The following is a 19,638-nucleotide window of genomic DNA, read 5'->3' as shown; positions in this document are numbered from 1 at the left end:
AAATTCGTGTAATTCGTGGCAGCTTAAAATCCATTTATTGGTGAAATTGTGACATTAAAATTATCTAAAAGTATATCGAAGGCCAAAAAAACCACGAATGGTTTGGTTCTGACCATAAACATACGTCGTGTCAAAAGTCAAACCGTAGGGATTATCCGCAGTTACCAAAACTTTTCCTGCTGAGTCATACTGCACATTTTTATCAAACGGATCATTTGTTCTTGAAATCAAAAACGGATTATTTTGTTTTGGGGTAAAGTTCAGCAGATTTTTGATTCCGCCATACACTTCAAAATCCTTCCAGCCTGAATAAGTAAACTGTATATTCTGAATACTATACCAGGGTGATTTGGAGCTACGAGGATCTGTTTCGCTCAACAATGGCAAATTCATTGGGCTATAAACATTTCCGGTATAGTCCATTGACAAATTCCATGGTGCGATTTTATAAGAAACACTCCACGTTCCTGTAAAATTTTCAGTCAGGTAAGGACGTTGTGAAATACCATTTTCAACATTTTTATTATCCAGGACCGTTGCTCCCACAATAAATTTTAGCCCGGAAGGAAAATTAAGATCCACATTTGTACTAATCCCCTGGCTTATCGCATAACCGTCAATATTGTCGTAAATGATTTCATTAGGGTTTGTTTCGTAATCTGAAATGATTTTATTGCTGAATCTGGTATAAAAGGCAGTTGTTTCTATTCCCATAAAAGTTCCGTTTCCGAAATTAATTTTCTGAATATAATTCAGATTGACATTTACAGATTGTTCCGGATTCAAATTATTGGCGATCACCACATCTCTTGAACCTGTTAAGGCAGCATGATCTTCGGTAAATAAATTCACAACCCTAAATCCGGTTCCTGCATTTAATCGAAAAATCGTATTCTCATTTGCCTTGAATCGATATGCCAATCTGGGTGTAAAAATCGATCCGTGAATGGAGTTATAATCATAACGCATTCCAAGCAAAATTTGGCTTTTTGGCGTAAATGTAATTTCGTCCTGTATAAAAATTCCGGGCAGCCATGTACTTTCTGCGTCCTTTGTAGCTGTGGTATTATCATCATAATACGTATATCGATTGGCGATTCCTGCGAGTAAATCATTTCGGCCTATTTTTTTATCCCATGTTAATTGCAAAAACCCAATTTTCTGATTGGCTATATAATAAGTCGTTCCATATCGGCTATCCTGATAATGTACATTTCCGGAGAAAGAAAGCATTAGTTTTTCTTCAAAAGGCAATTGATAACTTCCGATTAACTCACCTCTTTTAGTATAAATGCTTTCGCCGTAAATTTCGTCGCCACCCCTATATTTCTTTTCCCAACGAATATCGCCTCCCCAGCGATCCTCATACATTCCGCGCGCTGCAATCGTAAAAAGGCGATTATGATTTCTTTTGAAGCTCCATTTATTAAAAACAGAAATCCGTTCAGAAAGTGTAACATCTGTAAAGTTATCCTTGTCCTTATCAATAATCTGATCGTAATTGAAGTAATTGACACCCAAAAGAGAAACTGCTTTTTTTCCGGCATTAAATTTCATTCCCAAATCAAGATTGCTTTCAAAATAAGAAGTTGTAAAATAATCGGCAGAAAAAACCGGAGCATTAGTTGGATTTTTAGTTATAATATTGATTAGTCCTCCAACCGCTTCACTTCCGTACAACGACGAAGCCGGGCCTTTTACAATTTCAATCCTTTCAACCAGAGAATTTGGAATTCCCGATAACCCATAAACAGTTGAAAGACTGCTTACGATTGGCATCCCGTCAATTAAAACCAGGGTGTAGGGTCCTTCAAGTCCATTTATATGAATATCACCTGTATTACAGACCCCGCAATTCAACTGTGGCCGAACGCCATTTATGTTTTGTAGTGCTTCATAAATACTTGGAGTCGGATTCTTTTTGAAGAAAGCTGTCGAATATACCTCAACCGGAACAGCACTTTCTAATCGCTTTACAGGTTTTAAAGTTCCGGAAACCACAACTTCATTAAGCTCGTTTTTATCTTCCTTTAATTCAAAATCAAGTTTTAATTCCTCATTTTCTAAAACCGATATTTTTTGAGTTATTGTTCTGAAACCAGCAGCAGCAACAAATATCTTATAAGTACCAATCGGTATATTGGTAAACTTATAAAATCCAAGGCTATCTGTTTCGGTTTTAAAATTGGTATTAAGAAGCTTAACTTGAATTTGTTTTGTTTTTAAAGTGTCATAAGTTACTTTACCGGATATGGTTTGCGAATAAGCAGCTTTTGTCAAAATTAAAAATAATATCGAAAATAAATATTTCATTATTATAAAATTAAATTTAGACAAATCTAAAAATTAAATTTGACAAATATTGTTCCTTATGCTAAAAACTTTAAAATGAATCGCTAACATCTCCTTAAATAAGAAGAAATTGAGCCTTATTTTTAGATAAACTGATATATGCTTTGACAAGACCAATCACAAAAGTCTATGCAAAATTTTCATCTATCAATGTCTTATTTATACTTGCACCGGCAAAAGAACCAGATGATACAGCCATTGCAACAGATCTCGCCTGAATACAACTGTCTCCGCATGCATATATTCCTTCAATATTGGTTTTTTGAAACATGTCTACCTTAAGTAAGCCCATTTCTGTCAATTCGCAGCCCAATACTTCCGGCAGAGGACAATGCTGTTCAAATGGTGGTCTGGCATAAACAGCTTTTACATCAATTTTAGATTGATCTCTAAAAGTTATCCTTTGAATATTGCCACTTTCGTGAATGAACGAGTCAATTTCTTCATAGATAACTTCAATTCCATGATTTTTCAGGATTAGCAATTGCGCTGAAGTTAAATCTGATTTTCCGTTGGTCAAAAGTTTTAGATCCTTAGTCCAGTTTGAAATCATTTTTACATATTCAAATCCTATTTCACCATTGCCAATTACTGCTGTTTTTTCAGCTTTTACTTCATATCCGTGGCAATAAGGACAATGCAAAACTGAAATACCCCAACATTCGGCAAAGCCTGGAATATTAGGCAGTAGATCCTTTACGCCGGTTGCAAACAATATTTTCTTTGCGGTAAAAGAAAGCCCCGACTCAGTTCTCACTTCAAACCCGGATTTTATTTTAATACAGCTTATTGCAAGTCCGTGATAAAATTGAACTGTATTATAAAAATCAACCTGTACTTTGGCTTTCGCTGAAATAACTGCAGGAACTTCACCATCATGTGTAATGAAATTATGAGAATGTGGTGTTTGTCGGTTACAAGGCAATCCGCTGTCTATGACCAAAACTTGTCTCAGCGAACGGCCAAGACTCATAGCAGCAGAAAGTCCGCTATAACTTCCGCCTACAATTATGATCTCAAAATCTTGTTGTTGTATCATCCTGTTTTCTTTTATGTGATTTATAATTTAAAAAATGACCGATTATCATACCTACGCCCCCAATTATTATAAGATCCAGATGAATTTCAAAAAAAATCTCTGCCAAAACGCTAACACAAATTAATGCTATAGATAATATAAGTATACCTGAGATGATGATGTCTGTTTTTTTAATAATTTTGACAATTGCAAAAAGACCAATTAATGCAAATATCAGATCAATATACGGATTATGGTTTAAGCCTAATGGCAGGACCGTAAGTAATGGAAATAACAGACAATGTACAAGACAAATTGTAGCGCTTGAAATTCCTAAAATATCGTAAATTGGAGAGGTTATTTTTTTCATTTTATTGTACATTTGCTTAATGCAATAATGTTGCAAATATACACTCTTTTTTACATTTGCAACTATGTTGCGTTAATTTTTATTTGAATTAAAATTATGAAAGTCACGAGAAACACTACAGCAAAGACGGCGATTACAGAGATTTTTAAAGAATCCAAGACTGCGCTATCTCATTCTGAAATACACAAATTAACTAAGGATTTATGTGATCGCGTGACCATCTACAGAATATTAGATCGTCTTGTAAATGATGATATTGTACATAAAATTGTAGATCTTGACGGAACTGTAAAATATGCCAAATGCAATCATGCGAGTCGTGTTCACATACATAATCATGCTCATTTTAGCTGTGAAAACTGTCACGAGATAACTTGTCTTGAAAGTGTAAAACCAAGTTATATAATTCCACACAATTATAAGGTTAATAATATCAATTTTACCCTTTCTGGATTATGCCCAAATTGTTTAAATTCTAACATTTAGATTTTAGGCACGTCTAAAAATATTGTTGTGCGAATATAATTTTTCTCTATATTTGGTAAATCAATACTTTAGCAATGACCAAATCTTTAGAAGAAGTTAACCAATCGGTACCAACCGAGCACAAAAAAACAGGTTTCAGAAAAATTTTAGCCTTTTTAGGCCCTGCATATTTAGTAAGTGTTGGCTATATGGATCCCGGTAACTGGGCAACCGATATTGCCGGCGGAAGCCAGTTTGGCTACGCTCTGTTATGGGTTTTACTAATGAGTAATTTGATGGCGCTGTTACTTCAGAGTCTAAGCGCCCGTCTTGGGATTGTAACACAACGAGATCTTGCACAAGCGTCCAGAGAAACATATTCCAAATACATCAATTACATTTTATATTTTCTGGCAGAAATTGCAATTGCAGCCTGTGATCTTGCCGAAGTTCTTGGGATGGCAATTGGTATAAATCTATTATTTGGAATTCCGCTACTCGAAGCAGTTCTAATTACTGTTTTAGACACATTTTTGCTTCTTTTCCTGATCAATAAAGGAATTCGTAAAATGGAAGCTTTCATAATTGCTTTGGTAGCTATTATAGGTTTTTCTTTTATTTTCGAAATGATTTTTGCCGAGCCGGAAATGCATAAAGTCTTAGAAGGCCTAATTCCTTCAATTCCGAATTCTGCGGCTTTGTATATTGCTATCGGTATTATAGGGGCAACGGTTATGCCGCATAATCTTTACTTACACTCTTCTTTGGTACAAACGCGAAAATTTGACAGAACTCCTGCCGGAATTAAACAAGCTTTAAAATATAATTTTATTGACTCTACTATTGCGCTAAATCTTGCGTTTTTTGTAAATGCTGCAATTTTAATTCTTGCCGCTGCTACTTTCCATAAAAACGGAATGTTTGAAGTTGCGGAAATTCAGGATGCACATCAATTTTTAGCACCTTTGTTAGGAACCAAATGGGCTCCGGTTCTGTTTGCAGTTGCCTTAATTGCAGCCGGGCAGAGTTCTACCGTTACAGGAACGCTTGCCGGACAAATTGTGATGGAAGGTTATCTTCACTTCAGAATGCAGCCTTGGGTGCGTCGTATTATTACACGCTTAATTGCTATTATCCCTGCCGTAATTGTGATTTCTATTTATGGCGAAAGTGTCACCGGAAAATTATTAATTTTGAGTCAGGTAATTTTGAGCTTGCAATTGGGCTTCGCCATTATTCCGCTTATTCACTTTGTGAGTGATAAATCCAAAATGAATGGTTTTCATATTTCAAAGACTACCCAATTTGCTTCCTGGGTTATAGCTGCAATTATTGTTTCACTAAATGCAAAATTGGTTTATGATGAAATTACTTCATGGCTTGAAAGCTCCGATAATCCAATCATTCTCTGGCTTACAGTAGTCCCGCTCGCTTTTGGATTTCTTGCTTTATTATTATACATCATCTTTAAGCCCTTTATAACCAAAGTAAAAACGAAGACAACAAATCATTCTCCGCACAGTCTAAAACTTCATTTTTCTCAAAAGCAAAGTCAACAGGTAAAAAATATTGCAGTTTCTGTAGATTTTTCCAGTGCTGATGAAGCTGCACTGAATCACGCATTTGAATTAGGAGGAATGGATGCAAAATATACACTTATTCATATTGTCGAAACCGTTGGTGCTTTAATGTATGGAGTTCATGTACACGACCACGAAACAACCATCGACGAAAAATTGTTATTAGAATATAAAGAAATGCTTTCGCAGAAAGGATTCAACATAGAAACTGAACTTGGTTTTGGAAAACCCAACAAAGTAATTCCGAAAATCATAAATGAAGGCAGTTTTGACATTCTGGTTATGGGAACCCACGGGCATACTGGTTTAAAAGATATTATTTTCGGTACAACGGTAGACAAATTGAGACATAAAATTTCAATACCTTTGTTGATTGTTAAATAAAGGGGCTAAGATGCTAAGGTTCTAAGATTCTAAGGTTTTTTACTTAAAGCCTCAAAAGAAACTTAGCATCTTAGAACCTCAGAACCTTAGAACCTAAAAAGAATGACCTTCTCAGAAGAAAATTACTTAAAAGCCATTTATCATCTTACCGCTTCGCTTGAAACGGAAGTGAGCACTAATTCTATTGCTGAAATGATGGAAACTAAAGCTTCATCGGTTACGGATATGCTTAAAAAACTGGCGGAAAAGGATTTAGTAAATTATAAAAAATATCAGGGTGTTTCTTTGACCGAAAATGGAAAACTGGCCGCGAAGATGATTGTTAGAAAGCATCGTTTGTGGGAAGTGTTTTTGGTTGAAAAATTAAATTTCAGCTGGGACGAGGTTCATGATATCGCAGAGCAATTGGAACACATTAAATCGGAACAACTGATTAATCGTCTGGATGACTTTCTTGGAAATCCGACTGAAGACCCGCACGGCGACCCGATTCCGGATGCAAACGGAAGAATTGTGAAGATTGAAAAACAATTGCTTTCTGAATTATCAGAAAATCAGGTGGGAGTTTGTGTGGGTGTAAAAGATACGTCATCAGAGTTTCTTAAATATTTAGATAAACAGGGAATAGCTTTGGGTTCTAAAATCGAATTTTTATCTAAGGAATCTTTCGATTTATCGGTAAAAATCAATGTTGATGGAAGGGAATTGTCGATTTCGAATAAAATTGCTTCTAATTTGTTTGTAACACTGGTTTAAGTATTATGAATAAGAAAAAGATCCGCTAATATCAGTCAGCGGATCTTCTGGAATTTTAAGTAGCGAAAAATAGTATTGAAAAAGCCAATGCTTTATAAAGTAACATCACAAGTAAGGCCTGGATGTAATTAACAGATTAATTAATCGGCTAAAGCAAAATCTAAATTGATAAATTTGCCTTCTAAATTTTGAATTAAATGATCTGCTTTGTTTAAACTTAGTAAATTAATTGCAATTCGTGATTTGGCATTTGTATTTGCTTCTATGTATAGTACGAAATGGTTAATTCCAAAACCTTTTATTTCATTGAATTCTAATCTTTTAGTTACAAATATTCCTTTTGAAATGATCGCTTCGTCTGTAAAGACAACTTTTTTATCAAAAGCACTTTGAATAAGAATAACTCCAAAAATAATGGCTGACAAACTTAAAACTGGAGTCAGATAAAACAAATAATGGGTTGATAAACTCTCATCATAAATACGAAGTGCTAATGAATCTGGTGGCAATGTAATAAAAGGCACCATTAATAAACTGCCAAATGTGAGTATCAGCAAAATGGAAGAAACTAAAATGAAAACTTTCAGCCTATATGATATGGTATAAACCTTCATCTGAAAACTATATTAAAATTATAAATTTTCAGCAAAAGTAAGATGTTTATCTTACAGTGATAAAGCTAATTAAGCTTAAACTTTATCAAAATAAGACATATTTTTTTAGTGCTTTTTAGAAGTTTGAGAAACCCATTTGCCTGCAACATCTTCATTTTGTCTCAATAACAAATTCAATTGCCCAACATGATGCTGGACATGTCGCATGTTATAGATAATCATCTCAATTCTATTGTAATTTTTCTTTTTTGTTATGAATCTTTTTTTTGATGTTTCTTCATTTAATGCGTCTATCAAAAAGAAAACTTTTTTACGTGAATATTCAAGGTATTCAATTAGTTCCTTTTTTAGGTAAACTCTTTCAGGTAAAATTCCTTTTGGATCAAATTCTGATAAAGAAAATGAATTTGGAGGGCAAAAGTTACCTGGTTCTTCAGATGAATAATAATCGAGCCAAAAAATAGTATGATAAGCGGAATACCAAAATTCTTTTTTGTCCCAAAAACTTTCAGGACAAATTTGTATTGAACTCTCAAGCATATCTATTACAGCTCCAAATTGTCTCCATAACATCTCCTTAAGTTCTTCCATAATTTAAGTTTAAACTATTCCTTTCTCAATCATCTCCAGCATAACAGGCGAAGCATTCTTAAATGTTGGTTCTTGCTCGATAATGCTTCCGGCGTTTTTCTTGTTTACTTTAAATGTTATATCATTTTCTGTGGTAAACAAAAGCGCCGTCAAAAATGGGTTTTTAATATACGTTCCTAAAACCAATAAAGCTTCATCTAAAGCATGAATGCTTTCGATTTCTTCGGTTTTATAGCGGGTCGTTAACGAAATTGAAAATGTATTATCTTCATTCAAAACTAATCTGAAATAGATGTTTTTAATCTCAGTGTCGCCCATTGTTTTTGCCAACGTCAGTTTTGCGAAAGTTCCTGCCTGAATACTTTCTTTAACTCGTTCACAAAAAAGGGCAAATATTGGTTCGTATGACATTTTTTTAGTTGCTAAGGTTGTAAAGTTGCTAAGACTCTAAGATTAAATTCTTTGTGTATTTCTGTGAAGTCTTCGTGTGTGTCTGTATGATGGCTTATTTCCCGGTAAATTCAGCTTTACGTTTTTCTAAGAAAGCTGTGGTTCCTTCTTTAAAATCCTGAGTCCCGAAGCATTTCCCAAATGATTTTATTTCGGTATCAAACCCATTTTTACCATCTTTAAAGTTCGCATTTATAGATTTTATTGCTTTACTAATTGCAAAAGGAGCATTTTTAATTATTTTCTGAGCAATCCCTTTTGTAAAATCAAGCAGTTCTGCCTGAGGAACTGTATGATTTACCAGCCCGTATTGTTTTGCTTCTTCAGCAGATATCATAGCCGCAGTCATAATCATTTCCATAGCGCGCCCTTTGCCTACTAGTTGTGGCAAACGCTGTGTTCCTCCATAACCGGGAATTAAGCCCAAAGTAACTTCCGGCAAACCCATTTTTGCATTATCAGATGCTACTCTAAAATGACAGGCCATGGCTAATTCTAATCCTCCGCCAAGGGCAAAACCGTTTACAGCGGCAATTACGGGTTTCTTTAGATTTTCTATATAATCAAACAAAGATTCCTGACCTTCGGCAGCAAGTTGTGCTCCCTCAACAACTGTATAATTTGCAAACTCTGAAATGTCAGCTCCGGCAACAAATGCTTTTTCGCCACTTCCCGTGAGGATAATAACACGAACCTCATCATTTTTACCTAATATTTTTATTGCCTTATTTAAATCGCTGATTGTAGCTTTATTTAATGCGTTTAGTTTTGTCGGTCTGTTAATGGTTACGGTTGCAATACTTTCTTCTATAGAAATTAAAATGTTTTCGTAGTTCATGACGGTTCGTTTAAGAGTTTGTAATGGGTAAAGAAACTCTAAATGTAGTTCCTTTACCATATGTGGATTCAAAGGTAATTGTTCCTTTGTAATTTTCGATTATGTTTTTTATAATTCCAAGGCCAAGCCCCATTCCGCTTGTTTTGGTTGTAAATTTAGGTTCGAAAATCCGTCCAATATCCAGTTTTTGAATTCCGATTCCATTATCCTTTACTGCAATTTCAACGTTATTGTTTCTTCGTTTAACTGTTACAAGAATTGATTTCTGGAATTGGCTTTCCGGAATTGCCTGTGTTGCATTTTTAACCAGATTGGTAATCACACGGATTAACTGCGTGCGGTCCATTTTTGAAATAATTTCTTCCTCCTGACTTTCAAAAACAATATAATCTTCATTAAAAATATCCAATGCCAATTCTACAACCTCAACTACGTTTAACGTTTCGTTTTGCTGTGCCGGCATAGAAGCAAAGTTAGAAAATGCCGAAGCAACGGCCGTCATCGTATCAATCTGCTGGATTAGAGTTTCGGAATAATCATTCATTTTTTGTTTTACATCAGGATCATTTGGATCGAATTTTCGCTGAAAACTCTGTACAGTCAGTCGCATAGGGGTCAGCGGATTTTTTATTTCGTGTGCCACCTGTTTTGCCATTTCACGCCATGCCTCTTCTCTTTCACTTTGTGCCAATTTAATAGCGCTGGTTTCAAGTTTGTCTACCATTCCGTTATAAGCCTTAATTAGAAAATTAACTTCTTTACTATTGGCTTCTAGTACAATTTTCTCGTTTTTCTGATCCAAATTGGTTTCTTCTAAACGGTCTGAAATAGTTTTTAACGACTTTGTTATATAAGTTGACAGAAAATAAGCCAGGGCAAAAGCAACCAGAAGCATAAAAGAATATACCTGACTTAACCGAATTAAAAAAGTATTTAATTCATTATCATAATAGCCGTCGTCTTCTAAATAAGGAAGGTTTAAAATTCCAAGCGGTTTAAATTTTTCGTCTTTGATTAAACTATAGGAAGATCGGTTTTTAACACCGTCAATAGTTTTTATATCAACAAAACGTTTTTCTATTGATGATCTTACCAGTTTTAGAATATATTCTGGAATTGGCGGCGGTGCTTTATCAACCGCAAAAGATTCTTTTGAAGATTTTAGCAATTTACCGTCAAGACTAAAGATATTGATTTCGATTTTATGAATCTGCGCTAACTCGTGGATTTTGTCTTTAAATATTAAATCTAAATTTCCCGTTTTTAGCGGATATGTTGTAGTAGCCAAAACATAATTGATATGCTCTTTTACCGCATTTTCTTTACGTTCTAATCTTTCCTGATGATATTCTTTAGCCTCATTTTTGAACTGAATAATAGAAATCGATGCCAATAAAAACGATGCCACAACAATCAATACAATCATCGACAGGAAAATCCTGGTACGCAATGAAAGCATGGACATTTTGAAGTTATTAAGCATAATTTTAAGTATGTGTTATAAGTTATGAGTTAAACGTCATAAACTTACAACTCATAACTCAAAACTCATAACTATTTTTTCTCTCTAATTCTTTTATAGAATCGGAATCCCAGCATTATTAAAACGGAGAACAAAATAATTCCGATTACACCGAAGATCCAGTTGATGGCGCTTTTTAAAACTACTAAAAAAACAACAGCAAACAAAATAATCGTTGCACCTTCATTCCATAAACGCATGAAATTATTGGTATATTTTACCTCATCATTTTGTAATTGCTTAAAAATCTGATGACATTTTGCGTGATATAAGTATAAAAGAAAAACGAAGCACAACTTTACATGCATCCAGGGCATTTTGAGCCATGCATTTCCCAAATCGGTAAAAAACAGCATCCAAAAGGCAAAAATACTCGCCAAAACTGCTGATGGCCATGTGATAATGTACCACAAACGGTAGGCCATTATTTTGTATTGTGCCTGTAGAATTTCTTTTTCAGGAGAGGGTTTTTCATTGGCTTCAATTTGATAAACGAATAAACGCACAATGTAAAACAAACCTGCAAACCAAGTGATTACAAATATAAGATGTAACGATTTTAAGTAGTTATAGTATTCCATTTAGAAAGTCTTTTTTCTATACTCTTTTCTCTATTTCTATTTCTTAGCCCAATCATTAATCCAGTTACCAACTGTCTCGCACCATTCATCATCATCATTCAAGCATGGAATTGCAAGAAATTCCTCTCCTCCTTTTGCCTCAAAATCTTCTTTGGCACGCATGGCAATTTCTTCCAATGTTTCCAAACAATCTGAAACGAACGCAGGCGTAACAACTGCTAATTTCTTGATTCCTTTAGCAGGCATTTTATCGATTTCGATATCTGTGTAAGGCTCTAACCATTTATCACCTGCCAAACGCGATTGAAAAGTAAGACTGTACTTATCTTGAGGAAGTCCTAATAATTTTACGACTTGTCTTGTAGTTTCATAACATTGGTGACGGTAGCAAAAATCATGTGCCGGCGACGGAGTGCTGCAACATGAACCGTCTATTTTACAATGTGATTTGGTTACATCTGTTTTTCGGATGTGACGCTCCGGAATTCCATGATATGAAAATAACAAATGATCGTAATCAAACCCAACTAAATGTTTTTGAATTGAATCTGCCAGGTTTTTGATGTAATCTGGTTTATTATAAAACGCAGGAACATCGGTAAAAGTCATATTCGGGAATTTCTTTTTACGGATTTCTTCCGCTTTCACTAAAATAGTCAAAGTCGAAGCCATTGCATATTGCGGGTACAAAGGAAAAAGCAGTACTTCTGTAACGCCTTTGTCATGCAATTCCTGAAGTCCTTTTTCTATAGTCATACTTCCGTAGCGCATTGCCAGCGACACTGGAACATTTACAAGTGGCTGTACTTTTTTCTGCATTCTTTCTGAAAGTACCACAAGCGGTGAACCTTCTTCCCACCAGATTTTCACGTAAGCGTGCGCTGATTCTTCGGGTCTTTTTCTCAAAATAATACCTCGAACTAGTAATGCTCTCAACAAATATGGAACGTCGATCACGTATTTATCCATTAAAAATTCATCTAAATAAGGTTTTACATCTTTTGGTGTTGGACTATCCGGAGATCCTAAGTTTACTAATAATACGCCTTTCATTATATTTTTTGATTTCGGCTTTAAGCTGGGCTTTAAGCTCTTGTTTGTTTTTAAAATTTCGGCAAAAGTATTGTATGTACTTTTGTAGAAATATGATAAATATTATTTATTATTTATTATTGAATATCAAAAATCGATTTGTTAAGTCATGTGCTCAGAAATTGTGTTCTTATGAATTCGATAGATTGTTTGTAATAATCGTTATTATCCCAATCTCCAATTTCAATTTGAGTTTCCCAATTATATAAACAGATTACTTCGCAATCAGGATCTAATTGAATAGAGAACAAAATATTTCCGTCATTATAAATCGCATAACTATCTTCAAGTTGAGCACCAAAAACACATTTTTCAGTACTTTTTGTTGCTTTGTAATATTTCAAATATTTGAACACGTTAGGCAATTCCTTTTTAATTACATTATAAATATCTTTTCCAAATCCGCTATAACGCACTAATACTTCTTCAAATTTTTCTTCTACGTATTCCTGATGATCTCCTAATATTTCTGTTTCCATTTACACATTCGTATTAATCGACATCAAGTACTTTTTCGGAGTTGTGGCAAACTTTTTCTTGAACGCTGCGATAAAGTGACTTCCGGTGCTATACCCTATTTTCAAACCAACTTCGTTTACGTTATAAGATCCGCTGTCTAATAATTTTCTGGCGAAATCCATTTTGTAATCGAAAAGGAAACCATAAACTGTATCGCCGTAAATTTGTTTGAAACCCATTTTGAGTTTTTTCAAATTCAAACCAATTTCGTCAGCGAGCTCTTGCAGTCCGGGAGGTTCAGCCATATTGGCGATGATAATTTCTTTGGCTTTTCGAATTTTTAGAACGTTATCTTCATCAATCAAAAACGGGCATTGTTCTGCGTTTGGATCTTCGGTTCTGTTAAAATACAAACTTAGCAATTCGTATCCTTTTCCTTTGTAGTAAAGGTTTTTTATGGATGGATGAAGATTGTAATGAAACAGCTGACTCAGCACAATAGCCATTGATGGACTAATATTTCCTTCGTTATAATATTTTTTATCCTTATTATCAGGACTTAAAAAAGTAATATAATCTGCTTCTGCAGAAAACAACGCATGAAATTTCTTGATCGAAACAATTACAGAAATCACCCACGAATTTGGAGCGAGTTCTAAATTCAGCGGTAATTCTTTCTGCGGATTGTATAAAAGCAGTGATTTTTCTTCCTTCAATTCTAAAGCATAATTACCCTGATTGAACAAGAATTTTGCATTTCCTTTTATACCAAAGTGAAACTGTATCAGGCCAGTACCTATTTCGTGCTGTGCAGAAAAAGGTTCTAAACTGTCGTTTTGAAAACGGATAAGCGTAAAGTCGTCTTCAATTTTTATAATTTCCTGAGAACTCATAGCGATATTTTTTTAAAACTAAAATCAAAGCAAAAGCAAAATCTTATTTAGAATCACTCTAAACAAACCCGTTGTGACCAATTGATTTTGCTACAAAAATACTTCTTTTTACTCAAAAACACCTATTTAGGTTCAAAAAAACATACAGCGACATAAAAAGCACTTTGAGCGTTATTTTTATCAATGCTATAGTAATAATTTTGTTGCACTTTTATGAAAGTAAATTTATGGAAAACAATAACGTACCAAAACACCTTTATTTTTATTCAGTTGGTCTGAGTTACAAAAAAGCTGATGCTGAGGTAAGAGGTCAATTTAGTCTGGATGCTGCCGCGAAAACGCGTTTGCTTGAGCAAGCTAAAAATGAAGGAATAGAAAGTTTAATCGTTACTTCAACCTGCAACAGAACCGAAATCTACGGTTTTGCTGAACACCCATTTCAATTAATAAAACTTATTTGTGATAATAGTAACGGATCTGTAGATGCTTTCCAAAAAGTTGGATTTGTATATAAAAATCAGGAAGCAATTAATCATCTGTTTCGAGTAGGAACCGGGTTAGACAGTCAGATTCTTGGTGATTTTGAAATTATATCTCAAATTAAAACTAGTTTTACCCATTCAAAATCAATGGGTTTAACCAATGCTTTTACAGAGAGATTAGTAAATGCTGTTATTCAGGCCAGTAAAAGAATTAAAACGGAAACCGAAATTAGTTCTGGTGCAACATCCGTATCTTTTGCATCGGTTCAATATATTCTTAAAAATGTTGAGGATATCAGTAATAAAAACATTTTGTTGTTCGGGACTGGAAAAATCGGAAGAAATACTTGCGAAAACCTGGTAAAACATACCAAAAACGAACATATTACCTTAATCAACAGAACTAAGGACAAGGCAGAGAAACTGGCCGGAAAACTAAATCTGATTGTTAAGGATTATTCTGAATTACATCTTGAACTTCAAAAAGCCGATATAGTAGTTGTTGCAACTGGAGCCCAAAACCCGACGGTTGACAAAGCAATTCTGAATCTAAAAAAACCTTTATTGATCTTAGATTTATCAATTCCGAAAAACGTTCATGAAAACGTAGAGGATCTGGAAGGCGTTACATTAATCCACATGGATTATTTGTCTCAGTTGACAGATGAAACTTTAGAAAATAGAAAACTACATATTCCTGCTGCAGAAGCAATTATCGAAGAAATAAAAGAGGAGTTTGTAACCTGGATGAAAGGGCGCAAATTTGCTCCAACCATAAATGCTTTAAAAGAAAAACTGAATGCTATTAAAAATTCAGAACTGGATTTTCAAAGCAGGAAAATTACCGACTTTAATGAAGCTCAAGCTGAAATAATCAGCAATAGAATCATTCAGAAAATCACTACTCACTTTGCCAATCATTTAAAAGACGACGATACGATGGTTGACGAAAGCATCGAATGGATCGAAAAAGTCTTCAAAATAAAAGCATCTTAATTTTTGGCTTTACCATTAAGATATTAAGTTAATTAAGGCTTTGCGCTTAAAAAAATAGAATCATTAAGCATAGATAAATAATTAAGCTTTGTGTTTATATGACTCAACCTTAACTAACTTAATATCTTAATGGTAAAAAGAATAAAAAAGAATAGAAAGTTCTATGACAAAAAAAGAGGTTACGCAGTTGGCTTATGAAATAACAGGTTTTGCCATAAAAGTGCATAAAGCATTAGGCCCCGGACTTTTAGAAAGCATTTATGAACAATGCCTCAAATACGAATTAGAACAAAACGGATATGATGTTAAACAACAATTAGCAGTTAAAATAGATTATTATGACCTTGAGTTAGAAACTGACTTAAGAATTGATTTGCTTGTAAATGATTGTGTGGTTGTTGAATTAAAGGCAATAGAAAATCTTTTACCTATTCACGAAGCACAATTGTTAACATATATGAAATTATTACAAAGGCCCCAAGGTTTATTAATTAATTTCAACACATTGAACATAACAAAATCAATGAAACCACTTGTAAATGATCATTTTGCAAGATTAATAGATTAAAAATTACTATAAAGAGATTCAACCATTAAGAGATTAAGAAAATTAAGTTCAAATTTTTTTAAAACTTAATTTTCTTACATTCAACACAAAACTTAATGATCCTTAATATCTTAATGGTAAAATAATAAAAAATGGCTGAAAAAACAATCAGAATAGGAACCCGCGATAGCGAATTAGCACTTTGGCAAGCACATACTGTCGAGAAAAAACTAAATGATTTAGGATATAAAACCTCAATTGTTGCAGTTAAATCTCAAGGTGATATTATTCTGGACAAACCGCTTTATGAACTGGGAATTACCGGAATTTTTACTAAAACCCTTGACATTGCTATGATCAATGGTGATATTGATATTGCTGTACATTCTATGAAAGATGTTCCGACAGCTTTGCCAAAAGGAATTGTTCAGGCGGCTGTTCTGGAAAGAGCCAATGTTTTAGACATTTTAGTTCACAAAGGTAATCCTGATTTTACAAACCCAAGCACGATTGCAACCGGAAGTTTACGCCGTCAGGCACAATGGTTTAATAAATATCCTAATCATACCGTAGTAGATTTACGTGGAAACGTTAATACTCGCATGCAAAAATTACAGGACAATAATTGGGATGGAGCTGTTTTTGCTGCTGCAGGTTTGGAACGCATTAACTTAAAACCGGAAAATTATATCAATCTGGACTGGATGATTCCGGCACCGGCACAAGGAGCAATGCTTGTTGTGGCAATGGAAAATGACAATTATACTTTAGATGCGCTTTCGCAATTAAATCATATTGAAACCGAAATCTGTACTTATATCGAACGTCAGTTTTTAAGAACTCTTGAAGGCGGTTGTACGGCACCAATTGGTGCTTTGGTAAATTATAATGAAGACGAAGACACCTTACATTTTCAAGGTGTTCTGCTTTCTGTTGACGGGAAGCAAAAATTGGAAATCGACAAAACAGTCGATATTTCTGAATGGAAAAAATTAGGTTTTTATGCTGCTCAGGAGATTCTGGATAATGGTGGTACCGAATTGATGCAATCTATTAAAGAAAGTTTGAAAAAATAATGGCAAAGTCAATTCAGATATTATCTACTAAAAAACTGTCGGGCGAACAAAGGCAAGCATTAGAAAATGCTAATTTGGAAGTTCTCGAAGCCGATTTCATTAAAACTCAAAACAAATCTTTTGAATTAAAAGACCTCAACGAAAATCTGATTTTTACGAGTCAGAATGCCGTTCATAGCATTTTATCAAATCCAAAAGCAGAACAGTTAAAAAACAAAAACATTTTTTGTGTTGGTTTAAAAACTAAGATATTATTATCTGAAAATGGATTCAATGTTGTGGCTTACACCGGTTATGCAACCGATTTGGCAGAAATTATCACTTTGATTTACGGAAGAGAAAGCTTTACTTTTTTCAGCGGTAATCTTCGCAGGGAAACTTTACCAAAAGCTTTAAAAGATGCTGGTGTAAAGTTTAATGAGATTCACGTTTACGAGACAACGTTACAGCCTCAAAAAATAAAAACTGCCGTTGACGCGATTTTATTCTTTAGTCCTTCTGGCGTTGAAAGTTATTTGAAAGACAACACAATCAAAAAAGAAACCTGCTTTTGCATTGGAGAAACTACTGCAGAAGCTTTGCATAAAATTACCAAAAACATCATCATTGCAGATCAGCCTACAGTTGAAGACGTAATTGAAGACGTAATTGAAGAATATAAGTAACAAACAAGATTTCCTGCAAGATTTCCAAAACCTTGCAGGTATATAATAATCAACACAATACCTATAAGGTTTTGAAAACCTTATAGGATAAATAAATAAAAGATGTTAAAAAACGACCTATTTTTAAAAGCACTTAAAGGAGAAACTGTACAACGTCCGCCAGTATGGATGATGCGCCAAGCCGGAAGGTATTTACCGGAATTTATCGCTTTGCGTGATAAATATGATTTCTTCACTCGTTGTCAAACTCCGGAATTAGCTGCCGAAATCACAGTTCAGCCAATTCGCAGAATTGCACCAGATGCAGCTATTTTATTTTCGGATATTTTGGTTGTTCCGCAGGCAATGGGAATTGAAGTGTTGATGAAAGAAAATTTTGGTCCGTTTATTCCAAATCCTATCCGTTCTATGGCGGATGTTCACCGTGTATACGTTCCTGACATTCAGGAAAGTTTAGGTTATGTTATGGATGCCATTAAGTTGACTAAGGAAATGCTGAACGACGAAGTACCATTAATTGGTTTTGCAGGTTCACCCTGGACAATTTTTTGCTATGCTGTTGAAGGTAAAGGTTCTAAAAGTTTTGATACTGCAAAAGGTTTCTGCTTTTCAAACCCAGCTGCAGCACATACCTTATTACAAAAAATCACAGATACAACCATTTTATATTTAAAAGAAAAAGTAAAGGCCGGAGTTGATGCTGTACAGATTTTTGACTCTTGGGGCGGAATGCTTTCTCCAGTTGATTATCAGGAATTTTCATGGAAATACATCAACCAAATCGTAGAGGCTTTGGCAGACCACGCGCCGGTTATTGTTTTCGGAAAAGGATGTTGGTTTGCTCTTGGCGAAATGGGTAAAAGCCGTGCCTCGGCACTTGGTGTTGACTGGACTTGTTCGGCTAGAAATGCGCGTTATTTATCTGGTGGAAACATTACTTTACAAGGAAATTTTGACCCATCAAGATTGCTTTCTCCTATTCCGACCATCAAAAAAATGGTTCATGAAATGATTGACGAATTCGGAAAAGATAAATATGTGGTAAATTTAGGACACGGAATTTTGCCAAATATTCCTGTAGATCATGCCAAAGCGTTTATTGATGCGGTGAAGGAATACGGACAATAGTTAAATTTATCAGTCGCAGTTTGCTTTCCTGCAAGGTTTCCAAAACCTTGCAGGTATAAGTTGCAACGTTATAATTGACAAACCTACAAGGTTTTGGAAACCTTGCAGGACGGGAAAAAGAATACTGACAAATATGAAGTTGGAGGTTTTAGAGAAGGATTGTTATTATCACATTTATAATCGTGGGATTAATGGAATAAATATTTTTGAAGGTGATGCCAATAAGATTTATTTCTTAAAGCAGTTTTCAAAATATTTATCTGGCAAGATTTCAGTTTTTGCTTATTGTCTCATGAATAATCATTTTCATTTTGTTATTAGATTAAATATCGAGGAAAAAGAAGTTACACAAGCCTTTTCAAACTTATTTAATTCTTATGCAAAAGCTTTCAATAAACAGACAAAAAGAACAGGAAGTTTATTCGAAAAGCATTTTAAAAGAATAAAATTAAAAGACGAAAATTATTTAAGACATTTGATAATTTATGTTCATTTGAATCCTAAACATCATTTTGATCTTGATTTTAAGGATTTCAGATTTTCATCTTATCGAGCTTTTTTATCTGATAAAGAGACAAAAATTGAACGTGAAGAGGTTTTGAATTTATTTAGTGATTTTAATAATTTCATTTTCTGCCATAATCAAAAGAACGATTTTTTAAATGAGACTTATACTTTTGAATGATCTTTATCGCTATCCTACAAGGTTTTCGAAACCTTGTAGGTATAATTTGTTTGTATTAGTATAAACTTCGTAGATAGTTGTAATTAATTCAGAC

General features: G+C 34.2%; 21 protein-coding genes. 9 read left to right on the top strand and 12 right to left on the bottom strand.

From position 1 onward, the window contains the following. Positions 1–60: 60 nt before the first annotated feature. From JOD96_RS04000 to JOD96_RS03990, 3 genes are all read right to left on the bottom strand, one after another. A complete protein-coding gene (locus JOD96_RS04000) occupies positions 61–2,313 on the bottom strand; it encodes a TonB-dependent receptor (protein ID WP_209562973.1) in 2,253 nt (750 codons plus the stop codon). Positions 2,314–2,479: 166 nt separating this feature from the next. Continuing rightward, on the bottom strand, positions 2,480–3,391 hold the full coding sequence (locus JOD96_RS03995; protein ID WP_209562972.1) for an NAD(P)/FAD-dependent oxidoreductase: 912 nt from the start codon (positions 3,389–3,391) through the stop codon (positions 2,480–2,482). Then, positions 3,369–3,740 (bottom strand): MerC family mercury resistance protein, encoded by a 372-nt coding sequence (locus JOD96_RS03990; RefSeq protein ID WP_209562971.1) that lies wholly within the window; start codon positions 3,738–3,740, stop codon positions 3,369–3,371. Before JOD96_RS03990 ends, JOD96_RS03995 begins: the two co-directional genes overlap by 23 nt. Positions 3,741–3,836: 96 nt before the next feature. Between JOD96_RS03990 and JOD96_RS03985 the strand changes: the two genes are divergently transcribed. From JOD96_RS03985 to JOD96_RS03975, 3 genes are all read left to right on the top strand, one after another. After that, the gene (locus tag JOD96_RS03985) at positions 3,837–4,226 is read left to right on the top strand and encodes a Fur family transcriptional regulator (protein WP_209562970.1); all 390 of its coding nucleotides are present in this window, start codon (positions 3,837–3,839) and stop codon (positions 4,224–4,226) included. A gap of 74 nt (positions 4,227–4,300) precedes the next feature. Then, entirely contained in the window at positions 4,301–6,169 is a 1,869-nt protein-coding gene (locus JOD96_RS03980; protein ID WP_209562969.1) for an Nramp family divalent metal transporter, read from the top strand. Positions 6,170–6,271: 102 nt separating this feature from the next. Further along, positions 6,272–6,925: a metal-dependent transcriptional regulator gene (locus tag JOD96_RS03975; protein WP_209562968.1), complete on the top strand. Its 654-nt coding sequence runs from the start codon at positions 6,272–6,274 to the stop codon at positions 6,923–6,925. Between the two features lie 140 nt (positions 6,926–7,065). On the opposite strand, the gene JOD96_RS03970 is transcribed toward JOD96_RS03975, so the two are convergent. The 9 genes from JOD96_RS03970 to JOD96_RS03930 all read right to left on the bottom strand — a co-directional run bounded on the left by JOD96_RS03970 (position 7,066) and on the right by JOD96_RS03930 (position 13,965). Next, positions 7,066–7,539 (bottom strand): hypothetical protein, encoded by a 474-nt coding sequence (locus JOD96_RS03970; protein WP_209562967.1) that lies wholly within the window; start codon positions 7,537–7,539, stop codon positions 7,066–7,068. Positions 7,540–7,644: 105 nt separating this feature from the next. Continuing rightward, on the bottom strand, positions 7,645–8,130 hold the full coding sequence (locus JOD96_RS03965; RefSeq protein ID WP_209562966.1) for a DUF1572 family protein: 486 nt from the start codon (positions 8,128–8,130) through the stop codon (positions 7,645–7,647). Positions 8,131–8,139: 9 nt separating this feature from the next. Then, positions 8,140–8,541: a hypothetical protein gene (locus JOD96_RS03960; RefSeq protein ID WP_209562965.1), complete on the bottom strand. Its 402-nt coding sequence runs from the start codon at positions 8,539–8,541 to the stop codon at positions 8,140–8,142. Positions 8,542–8,635: 94 nt separating this feature from the next. Continuing rightward, complete coding sequence (locus tag JOD96_RS03955) at positions 8,636–9,418, bottom strand: enoyl-CoA hydratase/isomerase family protein (protein ID WP_209562964.1); 783 nt, start codon at positions 9,416–9,418, stop codon at positions 8,636–8,638. Positions 9,419–9,428: 10 nt separating this feature from the next. Next, positions 9,429–10,844, bottom strand: a complete 1,416-nt coding sequence (locus JOD96_RS03950) for an ATP-binding protein (RefSeq protein WP_209563022.1) — start codon at positions 10,842–10,844, stop codon at positions 9,429–9,431. A gap of 128 nt (positions 10,845–10,972) precedes the next feature. After that, a complete protein-coding gene (locus JOD96_RS03945) occupies positions 10,973–11,521 on the bottom strand; it encodes a CopD family protein (protein ID WP_209562963.1) in 549 nt (182 codons plus the stop codon). 36 nt (positions 11,522–11,557) lie between these two features. Continuing rightward, positions 11,558–12,574 (bottom strand): ferrochelatase, encoded by a 1,017-nt coding sequence (gene hemH, locus JOD96_RS03940; RefSeq protein ID WP_209562962.1) that lies wholly within the window; start codon positions 12,572–12,574, stop codon positions 11,558–11,560. A gap of 146 nt (positions 12,575–12,720) precedes the next feature. Beyond that, positions 12,721–13,092 carry a hypothetical protein gene (locus JOD96_RS03935; RefSeq protein ID WP_209562961.1) on the bottom strand — a complete coding sequence of 124 codons (372 nt, stop codon included), beginning with the start codon at positions 13,090–13,092 and terminating at the stop codon, positions 12,721–12,723. Beyond that, positions 13,093–13,965 (bottom strand): helix-turn-helix domain-containing protein, encoded by an 873-nt coding sequence (locus JOD96_RS03930; RefSeq protein ID WP_209562960.1) that lies wholly within the window; start codon positions 13,963–13,965, stop codon positions 13,093–13,095. Between the two features lie 227 nt (positions 13,966–14,192). Here JOD96_RS03930 and hemA point away from each other — a divergent pair, with 227 nt between their 5' ends. From hemA to JOD96_RS03900, 6 genes are all read left to right on the top strand, one after another. Then, the gene (gene hemA / locus JOD96_RS03925) at positions 14,193–15,443 is read left to right on the top strand and encodes a glutamyl-tRNA reductase (RefSeq protein ID WP_209562959.1); all 1,251 of its coding nucleotides are present in this window, start codon (positions 14,193–14,195) and stop codon (positions 15,441–15,443) included. 163 nt (positions 15,444–15,606) lie between these two features. Next, complete coding sequence (locus JOD96_RS03920; protein ID WP_209562958.1) at positions 15,607–16,011, top strand: GxxExxY protein; 405 nt, start codon at positions 15,607–15,609, stop codon at positions 16,009–16,011. A 131-nt stretch (positions 16,012–16,142) separates the two neighbouring features. Beyond that, a complete protein-coding gene (gene hemC, locus JOD96_RS03915; RefSeq protein WP_209562957.1) occupies positions 16,143–17,066 on the top strand; it encodes a hydroxymethylbilane synthase in 924 nt (307 codons plus the stop codon). Then, entirely contained in the window at positions 17,066–17,731 is a 666-nt protein-coding gene (locus JOD96_RS03910; protein WP_209562956.1) for a uroporphyrinogen-III synthase, read from the top strand. The genes hemC and JOD96_RS03910 overlap by 1 nt, the downstream gene beginning before the upstream one ends. Positions 17,732–17,833: 102 nt before the next feature. Then, positions 17,834–18,859 carry a uroporphyrinogen decarboxylase gene (gene hemE, locus JOD96_RS03905; protein ID WP_209562955.1) on the top strand — a complete coding sequence of 342 codons (1,026 nt, stop codon included), beginning with the start codon at positions 17,834–17,836 and terminating at the stop codon, positions 18,857–18,859. Between the two features lie 292 nt (positions 18,860–19,151). Continuing rightward, positions 19,152–19,544, top strand: a complete 393-nt coding sequence (locus JOD96_RS03900; protein ID WP_245188341.1) for a hypothetical protein — start codon at positions 19,152–19,154, stop codon at positions 19,542–19,544. Positions 19,545–19,638 lie beyond the last annotated feature (94 nt).

It is taken from the genome of Flavobacterium sp. 1355 (assembly GCF_017833415.1).
In the GTDB taxonomy this organism is placed as follows: Bacteria; Bacteroidota; Bacteroidia; order Flavobacteriales; family Flavobacteriaceae; genus Flavobacterium.
This window is presented reverse-complemented; position numbering and strand designations above follow the sequence as displayed.

Coding starts and splice junctions, on each gene's coding strand:
- JOD96_RS03945 (WP_209562963.1), bottom strand. CDS start 11,521: ATGGAATACTATAACTACTTAAAATCGTTACATCTTATATTTGTAATC.
- JOD96_RS03950 (WP_209563022.1), bottom strand. CDS start 10,844: ATGATTGTATTGATTGTTGTGGCATCGTTTTTATTGGCATCGATTTCT.
- JOD96_RS03935 (WP_209562961.1), bottom strand. CDS start 13,092: ATGGAAACAGAAATATTAGGAGATCATCAGGAATACGTAGAAGAAAAA.
- JOD96_RS03985 (WP_209562970.1), top strand. CDS start 3,837: ATGAAAGTCACGAGAAACACTACAGCAAAGACGGCGATTACAGAGATT.
- JOD96_RS03970 (WP_209562967.1), bottom strand. CDS start 7,539: ATGAAGGTTTATACCATATCATATAGGCTGAAAGTTTTCATTTTAGTT.
- JOD96_RS03995 (WP_209562972.1), bottom strand. CDS start 3,391: ATGATACAACAACAAGATTTTGAGATCATAATTGTAGGCGGAAGTTAT.
- JOD96_RS03920 (WP_209562958.1), top strand. CDS start 15,607: ATGACAAAAAAAGAGGTTACGCAGTTGGCTTATGAAATAACAGGTTTT.
- JOD96_RS03990 (WP_209562971.1), bottom strand. CDS start 3,740: ATGAAAAAAATAACCTCTCCAATTTACGATATTTTAGGAATTTCAAGC.
- JOD96_RS04000 (WP_209562973.1), bottom strand. CDS start 2,313: ATGAAATATTTATTTTCGATATTATTTTTAATTTTGACAAAAGCTGCT.
- JOD96_RS03910 (WP_209562956.1), top strand. CDS start 17,066: ATGGCAAAGTCAATTCAGATATTATCTACTAAAAAACTGTCGGGCGAA.
- hemE (WP_209562955.1), top strand. CDS start 17,834: ATGTTAAAAAACGACCTATTTTTAAAAGCACTTAAAGGAGAAACTGTA.
- JOD96_RS03900 (WP_245188341.1), top strand. CDS start 19,152: ATGAATAATCATTTTCATTTTGTTATTAGATTAAATATCGAGGAAAAA.
- JOD96_RS03965 (WP_209562966.1), bottom strand. CDS start 8,130: ATGGAAGAACTTAAGGAGATGTTATGGAGACAATTTGGAGCTGTAATA.
- hemH (WP_209562962.1), bottom strand. CDS start 12,574: ATGAAAGGCGTATTATTAGTAAACTTAGGATCTCCGGATAGTCCAACA.
- JOD96_RS03955 (WP_209562964.1), bottom strand. CDS start 9,418: ATGAACTACGAAAACATTTTAATTTCTATAGAAGAAAGTATTGCAACC.
- JOD96_RS03930 (WP_209562960.1), bottom strand. CDS start 13,965: ATGAGTTCTCAGGAAATTATAAAAATTGAAGACGACTTTACGCTTATC.
- hemC (WP_209562957.1), top strand. CDS start 16,143: ATGGCTGAAAAAACAATCAGAATAGGAACCCGCGATAGCGAATTAGCA.
- JOD96_RS03975 (WP_209562968.1), top strand. CDS start 6,272: ATGACCTTCTCAGAAGAAAATTACTTAAAAGCCATTTATCATCTTACC.
- JOD96_RS03980 (WP_209562969.1), top strand. CDS start 4,301: ATGACCAAATCTTTAGAAGAAGTTAACCAATCGGTACCAACCGAGCAC.
- JOD96_RS03960 (WP_209562965.1), bottom strand. CDS start 8,541: ATGTCATACGAACCAATATTTGCCCTTTTTTGTGAACGAGTTAAAGAA.
- hemA (WP_209562959.1), top strand. CDS start 14,193: ATGGAAAACAATAACGTACCAAAACACCTTTATTTTTATTCAGTTGGT.